This is a genomic window from Paenarthrobacter sp. 10L412 (assembly GCF_056395565.1).
The window spans coordinates 170,730-186,567 of the sequence record NZ_JBFTJT010000005.1; the positions used below are offsets into that span (position 1 = coordinate 170,730).

At 62.2% G+C, this 15,838-nt stretch carries 12 protein-coding genes; 8 read left to right on the forward strand and 4 right to left on the reverse strand.

The window, feature by feature from the left end; genetic code table 11:
* Positions 1 to 235: 235 nt before the first annotated feature.
* Positions 236 to 850, forward strand: coding sequence for a TetR/AcrR family transcriptional regulator (locus AC1DD7_RS07450; RefSeq protein ID WP_477514443.1), 615 nt, complete (start codon positions 236 to 238; stop codon positions 848 to 850).
* An 87-nt stretch (positions 851 to 937) separates the two neighbouring features.
* On the opposite strand, the gene AC1DD7_RS07455 is transcribed toward AC1DD7_RS07450, so the two are convergent.
* Together AC1DD7_RS07455 and AC1DD7_RS07460 are read right to left on the reverse strand one after the other, a co-directional pair.
* Positions 938 to 2,239: a serpin family protein gene (locus tag AC1DD7_RS07455; RefSeq protein WP_477514444.1), complete on the reverse strand. Its 1,302-nt coding sequence runs from the start codon at positions 2,237 to 2,239 to the stop codon at positions 938 to 940.
* Positions 2,240 to 2,382: 143 nt separating this feature from the next.
* Positions 2,383 to 3,897 (reverse strand): helix-turn-helix domain-containing protein, encoded by a 1,515-nt coding sequence (locus AC1DD7_RS07460; RefSeq protein ID WP_477514445.1) that lies wholly within the window; start codon positions 3,895 to 3,897, stop codon positions 2,383 to 2,385.
* Positions 3,898 to 4,051: 154 nt separating this feature from the next.
* Here AC1DD7_RS07460 and aceA point away from each other — a divergent pair, with 154 nt between their 5' ends.
* On the forward strand, positions 4,052 to 5,374 hold the full coding sequence (gene aceA / locus AC1DD7_RS07465) for an isocitrate lyase (RefSeq protein WP_224094253.1): 1,323 nt from the start codon (positions 4,052 to 4,054) through the stop codon (positions 5,372 to 5,374).
* Positions 5,375 to 5,613: 239 nt separating this feature from the next.
* Entirely contained in the window at positions 5,614 to 7,266 is a 1,653-nt protein-coding gene (gene aceB, locus AC1DD7_RS07470) for a malate synthase A (RefSeq protein WP_477514446.1), read from the forward strand.
* A gap of 667 nt (positions 7,267 to 7,933) precedes the next feature.
* Here aceB and AC1DD7_RS07475 read toward each other — a convergent pair.
* Positions 7,934 to 9,127 (reverse strand): MFS transporter, encoded by a 1,194-nt coding sequence (locus AC1DD7_RS07475; RefSeq protein WP_477514447.1) that lies wholly within the window; start codon positions 9,125 to 9,127, stop codon positions 7,934 to 7,936.
* Between the two features lie 85 nt (positions 9,128 to 9,212).
* Positions 9,213 to 10,433: an ROK family protein gene (locus tag AC1DD7_RS07480; RefSeq protein WP_477514448.1), complete on the reverse strand. Its 1,221-nt coding sequence runs from the start codon at positions 10,431 to 10,433 to the stop codon at positions 9,213 to 9,215.
* A 183-nt stretch (positions 10,434 to 10,616) separates the two neighbouring features.
* Here AC1DD7_RS07480 and AC1DD7_RS07485 point away from each other — a divergent pair, with 183 nt between their 5' ends.
* The 5 genes from AC1DD7_RS07485 to AC1DD7_RS07505 all read left to right on the forward strand — a co-directional run bounded on the left by AC1DD7_RS07485 (position 10,617) and on the right by AC1DD7_RS07505 (position 15,791).
* Entirely contained in the window at positions 10,617 to 11,357 is a 741-nt protein-coding gene (locus AC1DD7_RS07485) for a sugar phosphate isomerase/epimerase family protein (RefSeq protein WP_477514449.1), read from the forward strand.
* Between the two features lie 32 nt (positions 11,358 to 11,389).
* Complete coding sequence (locus AC1DD7_RS07490; RefSeq protein WP_477514533.1) at positions 11,390 to 12,511, forward strand: Gfo/Idh/MocA family protein; 1,122 nt, start codon at positions 11,390 to 11,392, stop codon at positions 12,509 to 12,511.
* A 42-nt stretch (positions 12,512 to 12,553) separates the two neighbouring features.
* Positions 12,554 to 13,882 (forward strand): ABC transporter substrate-binding protein, encoded by a 1,329-nt coding sequence (locus tag AC1DD7_RS07495; RefSeq protein WP_477514450.1) that lies wholly within the window; start codon positions 12,554 to 12,556, stop codon positions 13,880 to 13,882.
* Between the two features lie 63 nt (positions 13,883 to 13,945).
* Complete coding sequence (locus tag AC1DD7_RS07500) at positions 13,946 to 14,959, forward strand: carbohydrate ABC transporter permease (RefSeq protein WP_477514451.1); 1,014 nt, start codon at positions 13,946 to 13,948, stop codon at positions 14,957 to 14,959.
* Complete coding sequence (locus AC1DD7_RS07505) at positions 14,952 to 15,791, forward strand: carbohydrate ABC transporter permease (protein ID WP_477514452.1); 840 nt, start codon at positions 14,952 to 14,954, stop codon at positions 15,789 to 15,791. Before AC1DD7_RS07500 ends, AC1DD7_RS07505 begins: the two co-directional genes overlap by 8 nt.
* Positions 15,792 to 15,838 lie beyond the last annotated feature (47 nt).

Below are 15,838 nucleotides of genomic sequence, written 5' to 3' on the forward strand. Positions count from 1 at the left end.
AGCGCGACGGTAAAAACGGCACCCGGGTTTCGGGGCGTTTGACGTCAAAAATCGCAGCATTCGGATACATACTGCAACACATATTTCTAGAACGAGCTTCTAAGATTCTTTCCTTTAGTTGATTGATGGTCAAGGGGTTTGATTGCTTCTGGTTTCGGACTTGGTGAAGGTACGATTCCAGAAAGAAGCCCGACGACACTCCGGCAAACTGCATGTCGCGGCGAAGGGAGCATCCTTGGTTCGGAAAACCTCCAACGCGGCAGTCCATGCCGGCTCGTGGCAATGGACGCGGACAGCCGCCACCCGAAGAAACCTCCTGGATGCGGCCAGGGAAGTTTTTTGTGAGCACGGCTTCACCGATGCCAACATTTCGGACGTCGTGGCCCGTTCCGGGTCAAGCGTCGGCAGCCTGTATCACCACTTCGGGGGCAAGACCGAACTCTTCCTGGCCCTGTGGGATGACTACCAAAACGAACATGAAAGGCTCGTCGCCGCTGCTGTAGCCAAGGCCCGCAAGTCAGGCGAGAACGATCCGTTGGCACTGTTCAACGTCGGCAGCCGCAGCTATTTCGATTACACCTGGACGCACCGCGCATTGGAGCGGGTGTTCATCGAGGGAGACACTCCCCCGGGGTTCGAGGTACTGCGACGGGAACGTGGACGCGAGTGGGTCCGCCAAAACTCCGTGCTGCTGGGAGCCAGCGATGACACTCTGGGAAAGCTCACGGTCGCGGTCATCACGGACATCATCACTCTGGCCGGACACGAGGTCGCCTTGAGTTCATCCAAGCGACAGGCGGACGACGTTGTTGAGGCTGCGGCAGTGCTGGTGGCGCGGCTGGTTCCATAGCCATCGCTCTCTCACATCCGGGCGCGTTCCGGCCGACCTTCTCTCACATCCTGATGCCTTCTTCCGGACGCTCTCTCACATCACTCTTCAGCGGGGATCAGCAACCCAACCTGTGAACAATGGCAGGCCGGTTTCAACGTGCACTATCTCGTAGTGGAACGGGTGGTCGAGGGTGATCTCGCGTTCGGGGATCAAGGCGCTTGAGGCGTCGGCATTGATCTGGGTCACCGCGGCAGCGATAGTGCCCTTCTCGGCAACCGTGATGTTGGCTGCCTGCGCGGCCTGGGTCAGGAACATCCCATGTTGAATCGAATCGAAGTCGGAGTCGGTGGCGAGCATCTCCTTCAAGCCCAACGACTCGAAGACCTTCCGAAGATCGAAGGCGGTCTTATGGTCCCACTTCGGCAGGGTTATCTGAACCATTTCATGGTCCCCACCGGTCAGCTGGAGGTCCGCCTGACTGAGCACCTCAGCCGGGACCGCCGCCGGAACCGCGGAACCCGACGGACCGCCGTCGGGCAGTACCAATCGCATCACGAAACCTTCGGCGTAGGGCAGGTCAACTGCCTTCCAGCCCGCCCCTTCGGCGTAGGCCATGCTGGTGGCAGCGTGCATGGTGGGCACGGAAATCTCTTCCCCGCCGGCTTTGGTGAAGGGCCGCTCGGTGGTGTCGTTGGCGTCGAAGGGTGTTTGCCAGGCTGCGGCAAAGTAAAGAGAGTTGAGCAGGCTCAGCGTGTTGTCGGGGTCATATTTTGCCGGCGCTTCCTTGATCCTGCCACCCGTGTTCTTGCTCACCCATTGATCGATGGCGGGTTTGGTCACGGCCTCGTCCTGGAAGGAGACCGGGTAGACGCCCGTGCCGTAGTGCTTGGCGAGGGTGGCCAGGAAATTCTCGCCGGTGGGCACGCCTTTGTCCACGAACATCCCGTTGGCTGAGTGCAATACGGGTTTGCGCGGCGGGTTCTCTTCGTCCACCGAGCCGGGATCGCCGTCGTACTTCTCCAGGGACGCGAGCAACGCGTTCATCGCTTCGTCGCGATCTGCGGTGGGCAGCCCAAGGACGTTGTCCATTTCCGCCGCTGTAGCCCCGGAAGCACCGGCCCGCAGCATGCCTAGCGCGATCAGCAGGCTGGCGGGCGAGGACACCACGTTGCCATCCGTGGCGTCACCACCATCGGCAAGTAGGGCGGCGCCGAGCTTTCGCGCGGACGCACGGAGCGCCTCAAGTTGGGCTGGATAGTCTGCCGTTTGGACAGTAACGCGAGTGACGCCGTCGGCCTTAAGAAGCCCGACGTCGGCAGGCTGTGGTGCGCAGGCCGTTACCGTTGCGGAGCCAATCGCCAGAGCAGCTGCCGCCACTACCGCTGCCGCTTTCCGGACTCGAATCATGTGCATCCCCTTTGCCCGCGAGTGTCGTACTCACATCGTGCTCCATTCGGCAGCAGAACTCACGGGAAGGGAGAGAAGGATTGCCGAATGTTGTCAGGAAGTGATAGAGCATCGGTGAAAAGCGGGCAGGACGTGAGAGAGCATCAGCGCTCGGAGTGGGCCGCCAGGAAGCTGTACACCTCGGTCTCGTCCACGCCGGGGAACGCGCCCGGAGGCATCGCTGCGAGCAGGTGCGAATGAGCCCGCGCCGACGGCCAGGCGTTGCCGGACCACTCCTTCGCGAGTGAGGCAGGTGGCCGCTTGCAGCAGTTCGGGTCAGGGCAGGTCGAAGTGGCACGGGCCGTCGTCTCGCGCCCACGGAACCATTTCACATGCTGGTACGGCACGCCAATACTCAAAGAGAATTCACCAGCAGCCGAGCGCTCGGTTCGGGCCGTGCACCAATAAGTACCGGAGGGCGTGTCCGTGTATTGGCTGTACGCGCTGAACTTGTCCGGCACGTCGAACACTGCCCGCGACGTCCAGGCCTTGCACGACGGCTGCCCCTCGATGGCGCCCGTGTGATCCTGCGGAAAGGTCACGCCGTCGTTCTCGTAGGCCTTGTAAATGATGCCGGACTGGTGCGTCTTCTGGAAGTGCGTGGTGATGCCCAGGTGTTTGGTGGCCAGGTTGGTGAAGCGGTGGGCGGCGGTCTCGTAGGACACAGCGAAAGCATCGCGGATGTCCTCCACAGCGATTTCCTTCGCTGCCTTGGCTTTTTGGAGGAATTCAACGGTGGCATGCTCGGGCAACAGCAGAGCCGCGGCGAAGTAGTTGGTGGCCACTCGCTGTGCCAGAAAATCGCCGTAGTTCCGCGGAGTTTCATGCCCCAGGACATAATGGCCAAGCGCCTGCAGCAGCACCGAACGCGGATCGTGATCCTGGCGCTGGTTCTGCGTTAGGTAAATTCTGCGGTTCTTCAAATCCGTCACGGACCGGGTGGAATGGGGCAAATCGCCCACGTGGTGCAACGAAAATCCGAGGTTCTCCGCGATGTCCGCAATGACATGCTGGCTGAGCGGCCCAGTGGTGTAGCCCACCCCTTTGAGGACCTTCTGTGCCTCGGCCTCATACTCCGGGAAATAGTTACCGCGCTCGCGCATCATGGCACGCAACTCGCCGTTCGCGCGGCGGGCTTCTTCCGGCGTCGCGACCTGCTCGTTAAGTTTGCGTTCGAGCTCCTGAAGCAGCCCCACTTGCGACTCCAGCACATCCAGCGGAAGCCGCGAGCTGATGCGGATTTTCGGCAGGTTCAGGGACTCGTACAGGGGTCCGCGTTGGTATCGTTCCAGCTCGATTTCCAGGGCCGCGCGGCGGCTGGGCGGCTCGGCCCCCAACAGCTGATCGATGCTCACGTTGAGGGCCGCGGCGAGCTGCTGAAGGAGCCCCAATTTGGGTTCGCGTTTACCGTTTTCGATCAGGCTCAACTGGCTTGGCGCGGTCCCGACGGCGGCACTCAAGTCGTCCAGCGTCAGGCCGGCTTGCTTGCGCAGATGGCGCACGCGGCGGCCGAGGCTAATGACGTCCAGTTCGGGGGACGTCGTGGACGACGACGGCGGCGCGACTTCGCGATTCCAGCTCACAGGGGACATTTCTTGAGAATACGCGAAGAAGTGCATTTCTTTCCATAGTTCTCCTCTAGAAAGCCTGTTGTAAGTGCAGAAAAGTAGGTCTTACGAAAAAGAAATACAGACCCCGGGTGAGCCGGCCGATGCAGCAAAGGCGCAGCGGAGGCCGGCCCGGGGAGCCCCGCTTGGATATTAGGAGAATGCAATGACCGCATCATTTGAACCAGCAGAATCGGCACAGACTGCAGAGCAGCAGGCAGCAGCGCTGGAACTTGAATGGTCCGCCAACCCGCGTTGGGAAGGCGTCACCCGTGATTACTCGGCCACCGACGTCGTCCGCCTCCGTGGTCGCGTCTCCGAAGAGCACACCCTGGCCCGTCGCGGTTCGGAAAAGCTCTGGAAGCAGCTCACCGAGGAAGCTCCCACGGGTGGCTACACCAACGCTTTGGGTGCCTTGACCGGCAACCAGGCCGTTCAGCAGGTCAAGGCCGGCCTCCGGGCTATCTACCTGTCGGGCTGGCAGGTCGCCGCTGATGCGAACCTTTCGGGCCAGACCTACCCGGACCAGTCCCTGTACCCGGCCAACTCGGTACCCCAGGTTGTCCGCCGCATCAACAACGCCCTGCTCCGCGCAGACCAGATCGAATACGCCGAGGGCGTCAAGACCGTTGAAGACTGGCTCGTCCCGATCGTCGCCGACGCCGAAGCCGGCTTCGGTGGCCCGCTCAACGCCTACGAACTCATGAAGTCCATGATCACCGCAGGCGCCTCGGGCGTTCACTGGGAAGACCAGCTGGCCTCGGAAAAGAAGTGCGGCCACCTTGGCGGCAAGGTCCTGATTCCCACCCAGCAGCACATCCGGACCCTCAACGCAGCCCGCCTCGCGGCCGACGTCGCCGGCACTCCGACCGTCGTCATCGCCCGAACCGACGCCGAAGCCGCCACGCTGATCACCTCCGACGTCGACGAGCGGGACCAGGAGTTCATCACTGGTGAACGTACGGCAGAGGGCTTCTACAAGGTCCGCAACGGCATCGAACCCTGCATCGCCCGCGCCAAGGCCTACGCGCCGTACTCCGACCTCATCTGGATGGAGACGGGCACCCCGGACCTGGAACTGGCACGCAAGTTCGCCGAATCGGTCAAGGCCGAGTTCCCGGACCAGATGCTCTCCTACAACTGCTCCCCGTCCTTCAACTGGCGCAAGCACCTGGACGACACCACCATCGCCAAGTTCCAGCGCGAACTCGGTGCCATGGGCTTCACGTTCCAGTTCATCACCCTGGCCGGCTTCCACGCCCTGAACTACTCGATGTTCGACCTCGCCCACGGCTACGCCCGTGAAGGCATGAGCGCCTACGTCGAACTCCAGGAAAAGGAATTCGCCTCCGAGTCCCGCGGCTACACCGCCACCAAGCACCAACGCGAAGTCGGCACCGGCTACTTCGACGACATCGCTACAGCGCTCAACCCGAACGCATCCACCCTCGCCCTCGTGGGATCCACCGAAGAGGGCCAGTTCCACTAACCAACACGCCCAGGTGAGCTGTTCGCTTCGCTCACCACAGGGCACGACGGCGGCACTCACCGCCATCGGCCGGGAAGGGGAATCCGGAAGCGTGCGTAAAAGGGGCCCTGTCCCGGACGTCGGCCGAGCCCCGCGAGGCCATGCGGCCGGGACGGGGAATAGCACGCGGAGGATTTCTCTTCCCGGCCCCACCAACCCAGGCAAGTGCCGCCGTCGAACCTTTTCTTAGGAGTTTTGAAATGAACAGCTTCACTGACAACTTCACTATTAATGGCATCACGATCACCGCTCAGCCCATTTGCCGGCAGAACGAGGTCCTCACGCCGGACGCCCTTGAGTTCATCGGCAAGTTGCACCGGGCTACGGCTGATCGTCGTCAGGAGCTGATGCAGGCACGGCACGCCCGCCGGAACCAGATTTCCAGCGGCCAGGATCCGCGGTTCTTGCCGCAGACCGAGGGCATCCGCAACGATCCTTCCTGGCGCGTTGCTCCGCCGGCTCCGGGTTTGGAGGACCGTCGCGTGGAAATCACGGGCCCCGTGGATAAGAAGATGACCATCAACGCCCTGAACTCTGGTGCGAAGGTCTGGCTGGCTGACATGGAGGATTCCTCGACGCCGACGTGGCGCAACGTCATCCAAGGCCAGCTCAACTTGACCGATGCTTTGGAACGTCGCATTGATTTCACGTCCCCGGAGGGCAAGGAGTACAAGCTCAAGGCTGCCGAGGACCTGCCCACCATCGTGGTCCGTCCGCGTGGCTGGCACCTTCCCGAGAAGCACATGCTGATCGACGGAAAGCCGATCGCCGGTGGCATCGTGGACTTCGGGCTGTTCTTCTTCCACAACGCCCGCCGCCTGCTGGCCCAAGGCAAGGGCCCATACTTCTACCTGCCTAAGATCGAGAACCACCTCGAAGCTCGCCTGTGGAACGACATCTTCGTCCTGGCGCAGGATCTGCTCGGCATTCCGCAGGGCACCATCCGCGCCACGGTGCTGATCGAAACCATCACGGCCGCGTTTGAGATGGAGGAGATCCTGTACGAACTCCGCGATCACGCCTCGGGCCTGAATGCCGGTCGCTGGGACTACATCTTCTCCCTGATCAAGAACTTCCGTACCCGCGGACCGCGCTTCGTACTCCCGGACCGCGGCCAGGTGACCATGACGCAGCCGTTCATGCGCGCTTACACCGAGCAGTTGGTCCGGGCCTGCCACCGCCGCGGGGCCATGGCGATCGGTGGGATGGCTGCCGCTGTTCCCAACCGCAAGGACGAAGCCGCCAACCAGGCATCGTTCGAGAAGGTCCGTGCGGACAAAACCCGTGAAGCCAACGACGGCTTCGACGGTTCATGGGTGGCCCACCCGGACCTCGTGCCGGTCTGCCGCGAAGTCTTCGATTCAGTTCTCGGAGACCGTCCCAACCAGCTGGACCGCTCCCGCGAGGACGTCACCCCCGATGACCGCGCCCTGATCGACATCGCCAGCACCGAGGGAACCATCACTGAGGCCGGCGTCCGCCTGAACATCGAGGTAGGCATCCGCTACATCGAGTCCTGGCTCCGCGGCAACGGAGCCGTGGCCATCCACAACCTCATGGAAGACGCCGCCACCGCCGAGATCTCCCGTTCCCAGCTCTGGCAGTGGATCCACTCCCACGCCATCACCGATCACGGCGACATCATCAGCCGCGAATGGGTTCAGGACATGCTGGACGAGGAATTCGCCCGGCTGGAACGCTTCGACGGAGACCGCTTCGCTGACGCCCGCGCCATCTTCGAAGAAGTCACCCTGGCCGAGGAATTCCCCACCTTCCTGACCATCCCGGCCTACGCCCGCTTCCTCACCGAGGCCCGAGAAGAGGCCACGGCGGAGGAACTCGTCGCCGCCTAGTGCATTTACCTGAAAAGGTAGCGACAAACCAAGCCCCGACGCTGGGCTGCCTGCACTCTTCGCAACAAGTGACCCCGATGGTCGGGGAGGCAGCCCAGCAGCGGGGCTTCTCCATGCCACCTGCGGTCAGCTCACTCCATTTCGATGGTTGGCTGCGCACCATGCCGTGCGCACGGCACGTCTCGCAGCGCACCCCCGAAAGGGCCAGCGAACGGAGACCGGCCCGCCCATTCGATGGCATGCTGCGCGCTAGACGATTCCTACCGTCTAATGCGCAGCCAACCCCCGAATCGGGCACGCGAACCCGACACACCCCGACGGCGGCACGCAGCTACCGCTGCGAACTCGCTCCGTTTCGATGGTTGGCTGCACAACATGCCGTGCGCACGGCACGTTCGGCAGCGCACCCCCGAAACGGGCAGCGAACGGAGACCGGCCCGCCCATTCGATGGCTTGCTGCGCGCTAGACGATTCCTACCGTCTAATACGCAGCCAGCCCCGAAACGGGCAAGCGCACCGGACACAGCCCGACGGCGGCACCCAGCTACCGCTGCCAACTCGCTCCGTTTCGATGGTTAGCTGCACACCATGCCGTGCGCACGGCACGTCTCGCAGCGTACCCCCGAATCGGGCAGCGAACCCGACACACCCCGACGGCGGCCCGCACCTACCGCTGCCGGGCCACCCAGCGCACGGACAACGTAACGCACACACAGAACGCGAGCACCGAACCCAGGAGCACCAGCAGCGGCACGGTCCAGCCGCTGGACACACCATGGACGTAGCCGATGACCGTTGGCGCCAAGGCTGCAACCAAGTAGCCCACACCCTGCACAACTGCGGACATCTTCCCCGCGGCCGCTTGGGAGTGCGCGAACTTGATGATGGCGATGAACACGACCGTGATGCCGCCACCCTGCGCAACGCCGCCCATCGAGGACCACATCCACCACAAATCAGGTGCCAGCAGCAAGCCCACGGGAACCGTTAGCCATAACGCACTCAAGGTGACGGCAACCGTCGTCGTACTGGCAAAGCGCGCCAACAGAGGTACGCCCAATCCGCCTACGATCGCGAAAATCTGGAACAGTGATGATCCGGCGCCAGCCTCGGCGGTGCCCATGGCGAGCTCGTCGGACAGGAAGCTCGGCAACCACGCGGTTATGCCGTAATAGGAGAACGCCTGGCCCGCGAAGCCAATCGTCAGGCCGACAGTCAGCCAGCCCACTCCCGTAACCGCAGCGGATGCAGAGCGGTCGGGCGCAGGAACCGCAGCCGGAACCAGCGCGCGCCGGAATCCTACAGTCGGTACCCAGAACAGGATGGCTGCCAACGCCAGAAGAGCACTCGCGGCCAAGGAAAGCCGCCAGCCCAACCATTCAGCGAGCGGCGCAGTGGCCACGGATGTAAGGAACGATCCGATATTCAAGGCGGCCGTATAGACGCCCATCGCGGTGGCTTGGCGCCGTGGGGCGAAGTCCCTGCGAATGATGAGCGGCACGGCGATATTGCCGATCGTAATAGCCACGCCAATGATGACGGTCCCCACCATCACCGGCACGCCGTCGCCGCTGGACCGGATCACGACGCCGGCCAGTACGCCAAGCAGCGTAAGCATCACCGCGAATTCGGCACCGAGGCGCCGGCCCGCCAAGGAGGCCAACGGCGAGGCCAGCGAAAAACAGAGCACAGGGATGCCGGTCAACAGGCCGAGTTCAACAGGTGAGAATCCCAGGTCGGCCTGCAGCGAACCCACCACGGGGGCAACCGCCACAAAGGGCCCACGCATGTTGAGCGCGATCAGGCCAATGCAGGCCAGGATCAACCATCCCCGGGGAACCTTGGCGAGGAACTGGCTCATGGGGTGCGCTGGAAGGTGGCGGGAAACGTTTTCATCACCTTCATTGCTATCACGCCATCACCGGCCATCCCGTCACAAAAGGCGTCTATCCCGCTGCTTGGAGCGTGGCTTCAATCACTGCCGGCGAGAGCACGTACTGCGTCACCATCTGACTGGCGCCCAGGATTGCAGCGCGATCACCGGCCATGGAAATACCGATCCGCAGGTGCGTGGTGGCCAACGGGAGCGAACGCCGGTATACAACTTCGCGAATGCCGGCAACGAGGTGTTCGCCGGCCTCTCCCACGCTGCCGCCGATGATGATCATGGACGGATTGAGCAGGTTGACCACGGTGGCCAGCACATCGCCGACGTCCCGCCCCGCCTGCCGCAGCGCCTGGATGGCCTGCAAATTTCCTTCCCCCACCAGACGTAGAACGTCAGCGCCCGTGGCGGCTTCGAGACCTTGGGCCTTGAGTTGACGTGCGACGGCGGGACCTGAGGCGAGCGCTTCGAGGCACCCGTAGTTGCCGCAACGGCAGAGGACGTCGTCGCCACGGGGCACGCGGACGTGGCCGAGGTCCCCGGCAGTGCCATTGGCGCCGCGCTGTAGCTGACCACTGCTGATGATGCCTGCGCCGATGCCAGTGGCCACTTTGATGAACAGGAAATTCTCGTGGTCGGGCCAGTAAGCGGTGCGTTCGCCGAGCGCCATGATGTTGACGTCGTTGTCCACCAGAACTGGAACGGGCAGCGAGCGCTGGACGTAAGGGACGACGTCGAATCCGTCCCAGCCAGGCATGATGGGCGGCTTGACCGGCCGTCCGGTGGCGTGTTCCACGGGGCCGGGCAGTCCGATGCCAATGCCGGCGAGGTCGCCAAGTTCGCGCCCGGCTTCGGTCAGCAGCGCACGTCCGGCGTTGATGACCTGGCCAAGGACGACCTCGGGGCCCTCGGCGACTTCCTGCGTCAGCCTGCGTTCGGCCAGGACGCTTCCACCGAGGTCGGTGACGGCAACAATCACGTGGGTCGCTCCGACGTCGACGGCCAGGACCACGCGGGCGGCGGGGTTGAAGGCAAAGCGGGACGGCGGCCTGCCGCCACTGGATGTGGCCTCCCCGGCAGGCCCTACGAGGCCGGATCCGATCAGGGCGTCGATGCGGGAAGCGACGGTGGAGCGGGCGAGTCCTGTGGTGAGGGCAAGTTCAGCACGAGTCCGGGCTTGGCCGTCCCGGAGGAGCTGGAAGAGGTCCCCGGCACGTGAAAGGTTACCGGCGTCCTGCGCGGGGGCGTCTTTTCCGCCGTGGTGTCCGGGTGCTGAGGTCATGCCATTAGTGAAGCACGATTGCTTATGCGTGTCATGCAGCAGAAGTTTATCGGCCATATTTCAACTTTTGCTTGACGCTCGGCAAAAGTCCCCCTAGGTTGTGAGGAGCAGCACATCAATCCCCTTGAATGCCGGAAATCAACGGCATCAATTTGCCTCCACACACAACGACGAGGAGAGACAGTGTCATATTCGATCCAGCTCTACACGGTCCGAAAGGCCCTTGAAGAGGATCTGGCGGGAACCATCCAGCGCTTGGCCGAGATCGGCTTCACCATGGTTGAGCCATACCGTTTCGTTGCCAAGGCCGAAGAACTCAAGCAGGCATTGACGGAGAACAACCTCACCGCTCCGTCCGGCCACGCTCCTTTGCTCAGCGATGACCAGGACGCAATCTTTGCCGCTGCACAGCAACTTGGCATCGGAACTGTTATTGACCCGCATGTCCCGATCGAGCGCTGGAACACGATCGAAGACATCAAAGCAACCGCGGAACAGCTCAACGCGGCTGCCGCCAAGGGATCCGAATACGGTGTCCGCGTCGGTTATCACAACCACTGGTGGGAAGTTGAGTCCCTCATTGACGGCAAAACGGCAATCGAACACCTGGCCGACCACCTCAACCCCGAGGTCGTCCTGGAATTGGACACGTACTGGGCTGCAGTCGGTGGTCAGAATCCCGCCGAGCTCCTGGCCCGGCTTGGTGACCGCGTCAAGTTCATTCACATCAAGGACGGTCCCGTGACCTCGGACCCGTCGAGCCAGCTCGCCGTTGGTGCCGGTCAGATGCCTATCTGGGACGTCTTGAACGCTGCCGGATCACTTGAAGCAGCGGTCGTGGAACTGGACGACTTCCAAGGCGACATGTTCGACGCCGTGGAAGACAGCTACAACTACCTCAGCGCCGGGAAGGTGTCCGCATGAGCCACGCAGCAGGAGCGGCCTTTGGTTCTCTGATGTCAACCCCCTTAGGTTCAGGTCCCGTGGGCGTGGGCATCATCGGCGCAGGTGTCATCAGCAAGCAGTACCTCGACAACCTCACAAGCTTCCCCGATGTTCGCGTTGTGGCGATCGGTGACTTGTTCGAAGAGGCCGCAGCCACCCGAGCCAACGAGTACGGCATCCCCGTGCACGGTGGCATCGACGCTGTCCTCGGCCACCCCGAGGTGGAGATTGTCATCAACCTGACCATCCCCGCTGCCCACGTGGAAGTTGCCACGCAGGCTGTCAACGCGGGCAAGCATGTCTGGAGCGAAAAGCCCTTCTCCTTGGACCGCGAAAGTGGCTTGGGCCTGCTGAAGGCCGCGGACGCAGCCGGCGTCAGGCTGGGTTGCGCACCGGACACGTTCCTCGGCGCCGGCCTCCAAACTGCCCGCCGCATGATCGAACGCGGTGACATCGGCACTCCCCTGACTGCGCTGACCTTGATGCAGTCCCCGGGTCCGGAGTCCTGGCACCCGAATCCTGCTTTCCTCTTCCAGGACGGCGCCGGCCCTCTGTTCGACATCGGCCCTTACTACCTGACCACGCTCGTGCAGACGTTCGGCAGCATCCGCAAGGTAGGCGCCTTCGGCTCGAAGTCCCGCGAGACACGCGTGATCGGCTCGGGTCCCAAGGCAGGCGAGACATTCGACGTCACAGTCCCTACGCACGTCAGCTCCATCCTGGAGTTCGAGAACGGCGAATCTGCGCAGAGCATCTTCAGCTTCGATTCCCCGCTCAAACGCGCAGGGTTCGTGGAGATCACCGGTTCCGAGGCCACCATCGCATTGCCGGATCCGAACAACTTCGACGGCGACATCAGGATTTGCGCGCTCGGTTCCGATGATTGGACAACCGTCCCGTCAGTCGGCTCAACTGCCAGCCGTGGAGCGGGCGTCCTGGAAATGGCCCGTGCCATCCGTGAAGGCCGTCCGCACCGCGCCCAGGGTGAACTTGCGTTCCACATCCTGGACACCATGGCCTCCATCGCAGAGTCAATCGACAACCGGGCCTTTGTGGATGTGGAAAGTTCTGCAACACAGGTCCCGGCGCTGCCCGAGGACTGGGATCCCACGGCAGCAACGCTTTCAGCCTAGTTTCAGCCAGCACCAGCTCGACGACGAGAAAACCGGAGCATCATGAAGAATCCCCTGAAAGTCCTATCGGCGGTTGCCGCGACGGCAGCCTTGGCACTGGGTCTCAGCGCCTGCGGTGGCGGCGGTGGCAGCCCACAAGCAAGCAGCGACACCATTACCTACTGGGCATCGGACCAAGGCAACAGCCTGGACGACACCGCAGCCAAGCTGAAGCCCACGCTGGATCGTTTTACCGAAAAGACCGGAGTAAAGGTACAGCTGGAAGTCATCAGTTGGACTGACCTCTACAACCGCATTCTTACCGCGGTTACCAGTGGCGACGGTCCCGACGTCCTCAACATCGGCAACACATGGGCCGTGACCCTGCAGGAGACGGGCGCTTTTGAGCCCGTGGAAGGTGAACTGCTGGAGGCCGTTGGCGGCAAGGACCGCTTCCTGAAGACCAGCTGGTCGACCGGTGGCGCGGAAGGCAAGACCCCCACGTCTGTGCCCCTCTACGGCTTGGCCTACAACATGTATTACAACACCAAGCTGTTCAAGGAAGCCGGCATCGAGAAGGCCCCCACAACCTGGGACAAGTTTGTGGCCGATGCCAAGAAGCTCACCAAGGACACCAACGGAGACGGCAAGCCTGATCAGTGGGGCTTCACCGCAGCTGGAGCATCCGTTTCCGCCAACTCGCACCAAGCGTTCGTTCGTGGCCTGCAAAACGGCGGTACCTTGTTCGACGGTAACGGAAAGCCCACCTTCGACAGCGATCCCCAAGTTGAGGGAGTCAAGCAGTTCGTGGACTTGATGGCCACGGACAAGGTGATGTCGCCGTCGGACGCTGAACTGAGCCAGGGCAGCCAGAAGGTGGACAACCTCATCAATGGCAAGGCCGCCATGATGTTCGACCAGAGCCCGCTGAAGAACTTCGCTGCTCGCGACTTCAAGGACTGGGGTGTAGCCCCGATCCCCATGATGACCGCGGGAGCTACGGGTGACCGTGGAACCCAGAGCCACGTGGCCGGTATCAACCTCAGTGTCTTCAAGAACAGCGACAACAAGGCAAATGCCATCAAGCTGGCCGCGTTCCTGACCAGCGACGAAGAGCAGATTGCCCTCAATAAGGCCTACTCCTCCCTTCCTGTAGTCATCGCGGCGTCGAGCGATGCAGCCTTCCAGACCGAAGAAGTCAAGGCCAAGAATGACGCCCTGGCCAACCACTCCCTACCCATGCCGCTGATCGCGAAAGAGGGTCAGATGGAGACCCTCACCGGCACGGCAATCAAGAACCTCTTTGCCAAGGCGGCAACGGGAACTGTCTCCGAAGACGACATCCGGGCGGCCCTCAAGGACGCCAACAACCAGATGGCCGCGGCCCAGTAACCAAGCCTCATGAACGGGGACGCCACCAAAAAGTGGCGTCCCCGCTCCGGCAAAGGAGTTTCCATGTCCCATTCAGCATTGGACAGCGGCCCGGCCGCTGCAGGCAGCCCCGCTGCCGTTGATCCCGAGCCCGGCCAATCACGGGCCGCAAGCAGGCCGCCGGTACGTAAACGGCGTCGCTCGTTCCTCCCCTACGGCTTGATCCTTCCGGCCGCGATCCTTGAGCTCCTGATCCACATCGGACCGATGCTCCTTGGCATCTGGATCGCGTTCATCTCCCTGACGCAGCTCAACCTCACCAACTGGCTCAACGCACCGTTCGTGGGGCTGCAGAACTTCATCAACGGCCTCAACCCGGACAGCACCATCGGCCAGGCCTTCTTCAGCACGGTTGGCCGCACGCTGGGCTACACCATCCTGGTGGTCGGCTTCTCCTGGGTGCTCGGCATGGCAGGCGCGGTTTTCCTGTCCTCCAACTTCAGGGGACGTGCTCTTCTTCGCACCTTCTTCCTGGTCCCGTACGCGCTCCCGGCATACGTCGGAACCATCGCCTGGGCCTTCATGTTCAACCAGCGCGACGGCGCCGTGAACCAGATCCTGGTGGACACCCTTCACCTCTTCGGCGACGAACGCCCCTTCTGGCTGCTGGGCCAGAACTCCTTCGGAGCCATGGTGATTGTGAACGTGTGGCAGTTGTGGCCCTTCGCGTTCCTCATGCTCATGGCTGCCCTGCAGAACGTTCCCACTGATGTCTATGAGGCAGCGGCCATTGACGGCGCTACGCTCTGGCAGCAGTTCCGTCGCATCACGTTGCCCATGGTCCGCCCGGCCAACGGGGTGCTGCTCATGGTCATGTCGCTGTGGACCTTCAACCAGTTCAACGTCCCGTTCGTCCTGTTCGGAGCCACGTCTCCCAAGGAAGCCACCCTTATTTCCCCACTGATCTACCAAAACTCCTTCGGCAGTTGGAACTTCGGTCTGGGCGGCGCAATGAGCGTACTGCTGCTGATCGCCCTGTTCATTGCCTCCGCTTTCTACATCCGCATGGTGCTGCCCAAGGGAGCCGACAATGATTGAGACACGCAACTTCCGGATCCTCAGGAACATAGTCCTGACCATCCTGTCCCTGTGGGTGGCGATCCCGCTCTTCGTCGTGGTCTCCACCTCGCTGAAACCCCTCAAGGACGTCTCCGGACTCTTCCAGTGGATTCCCCGGGAAATCACCGCCTCACCGTATCTGGACATCTGGACCACGGTTCCGCTGGCCAAGTACTTCCAGAACAGCCTCATCATCACCGTCTGCGCAACAGCGTGCTCAGTGACAGTCGCAGTCCTTGCCGCCTACGCCATTGCGCGCTTGCAGTTCAAGGGAAAGCGCGCCTTCAGCCTGACTGTCCTCTCCACCCAGATGTTCCCTGGCATCCTGTTCCTCCTGCCGCTGTACCTGATCTTCACGCAGATCCGCAACATGACCGGCTTGCAACTGCAGGGCTCCTACCTCGGGCTGATCATCACTTACATGACGTTCACGTTGCCCTTCGCCATCTGGATGCTGAGCGGCTACTTTGCCTCGATTCCCAAGGAACTGGAAGAGGCTTCGATGATCGATGGCACTGGCAGGATGGGAGCACTGTTCCGTGTGATCCTCCCTGTTGCCAAGCCGGGCATCATCGCAGTTGCCGTATATTCGTTCATCTCCGCATGGGGCGAGGTTTTGTTCGCATCCGTGTTGACCAACGAATCCACAAAAACACTGTCCCTGGGGCTAAAGGCCTACGCCAGCGAATCGGATGTTTTCTGGAACCAACTCATGGCCGCTTCCGTCGTGGTCAGCCTGCCCGTATTGATCGGATTCATCCTGGTGCAAAAACACTTGGTGGCGGGGCTGTCGTCAGGAGCAGTTAAGTAGGTTCACTGTTAAGTGGAAGCAACACCCAAGTACGAGCAACACCGTTA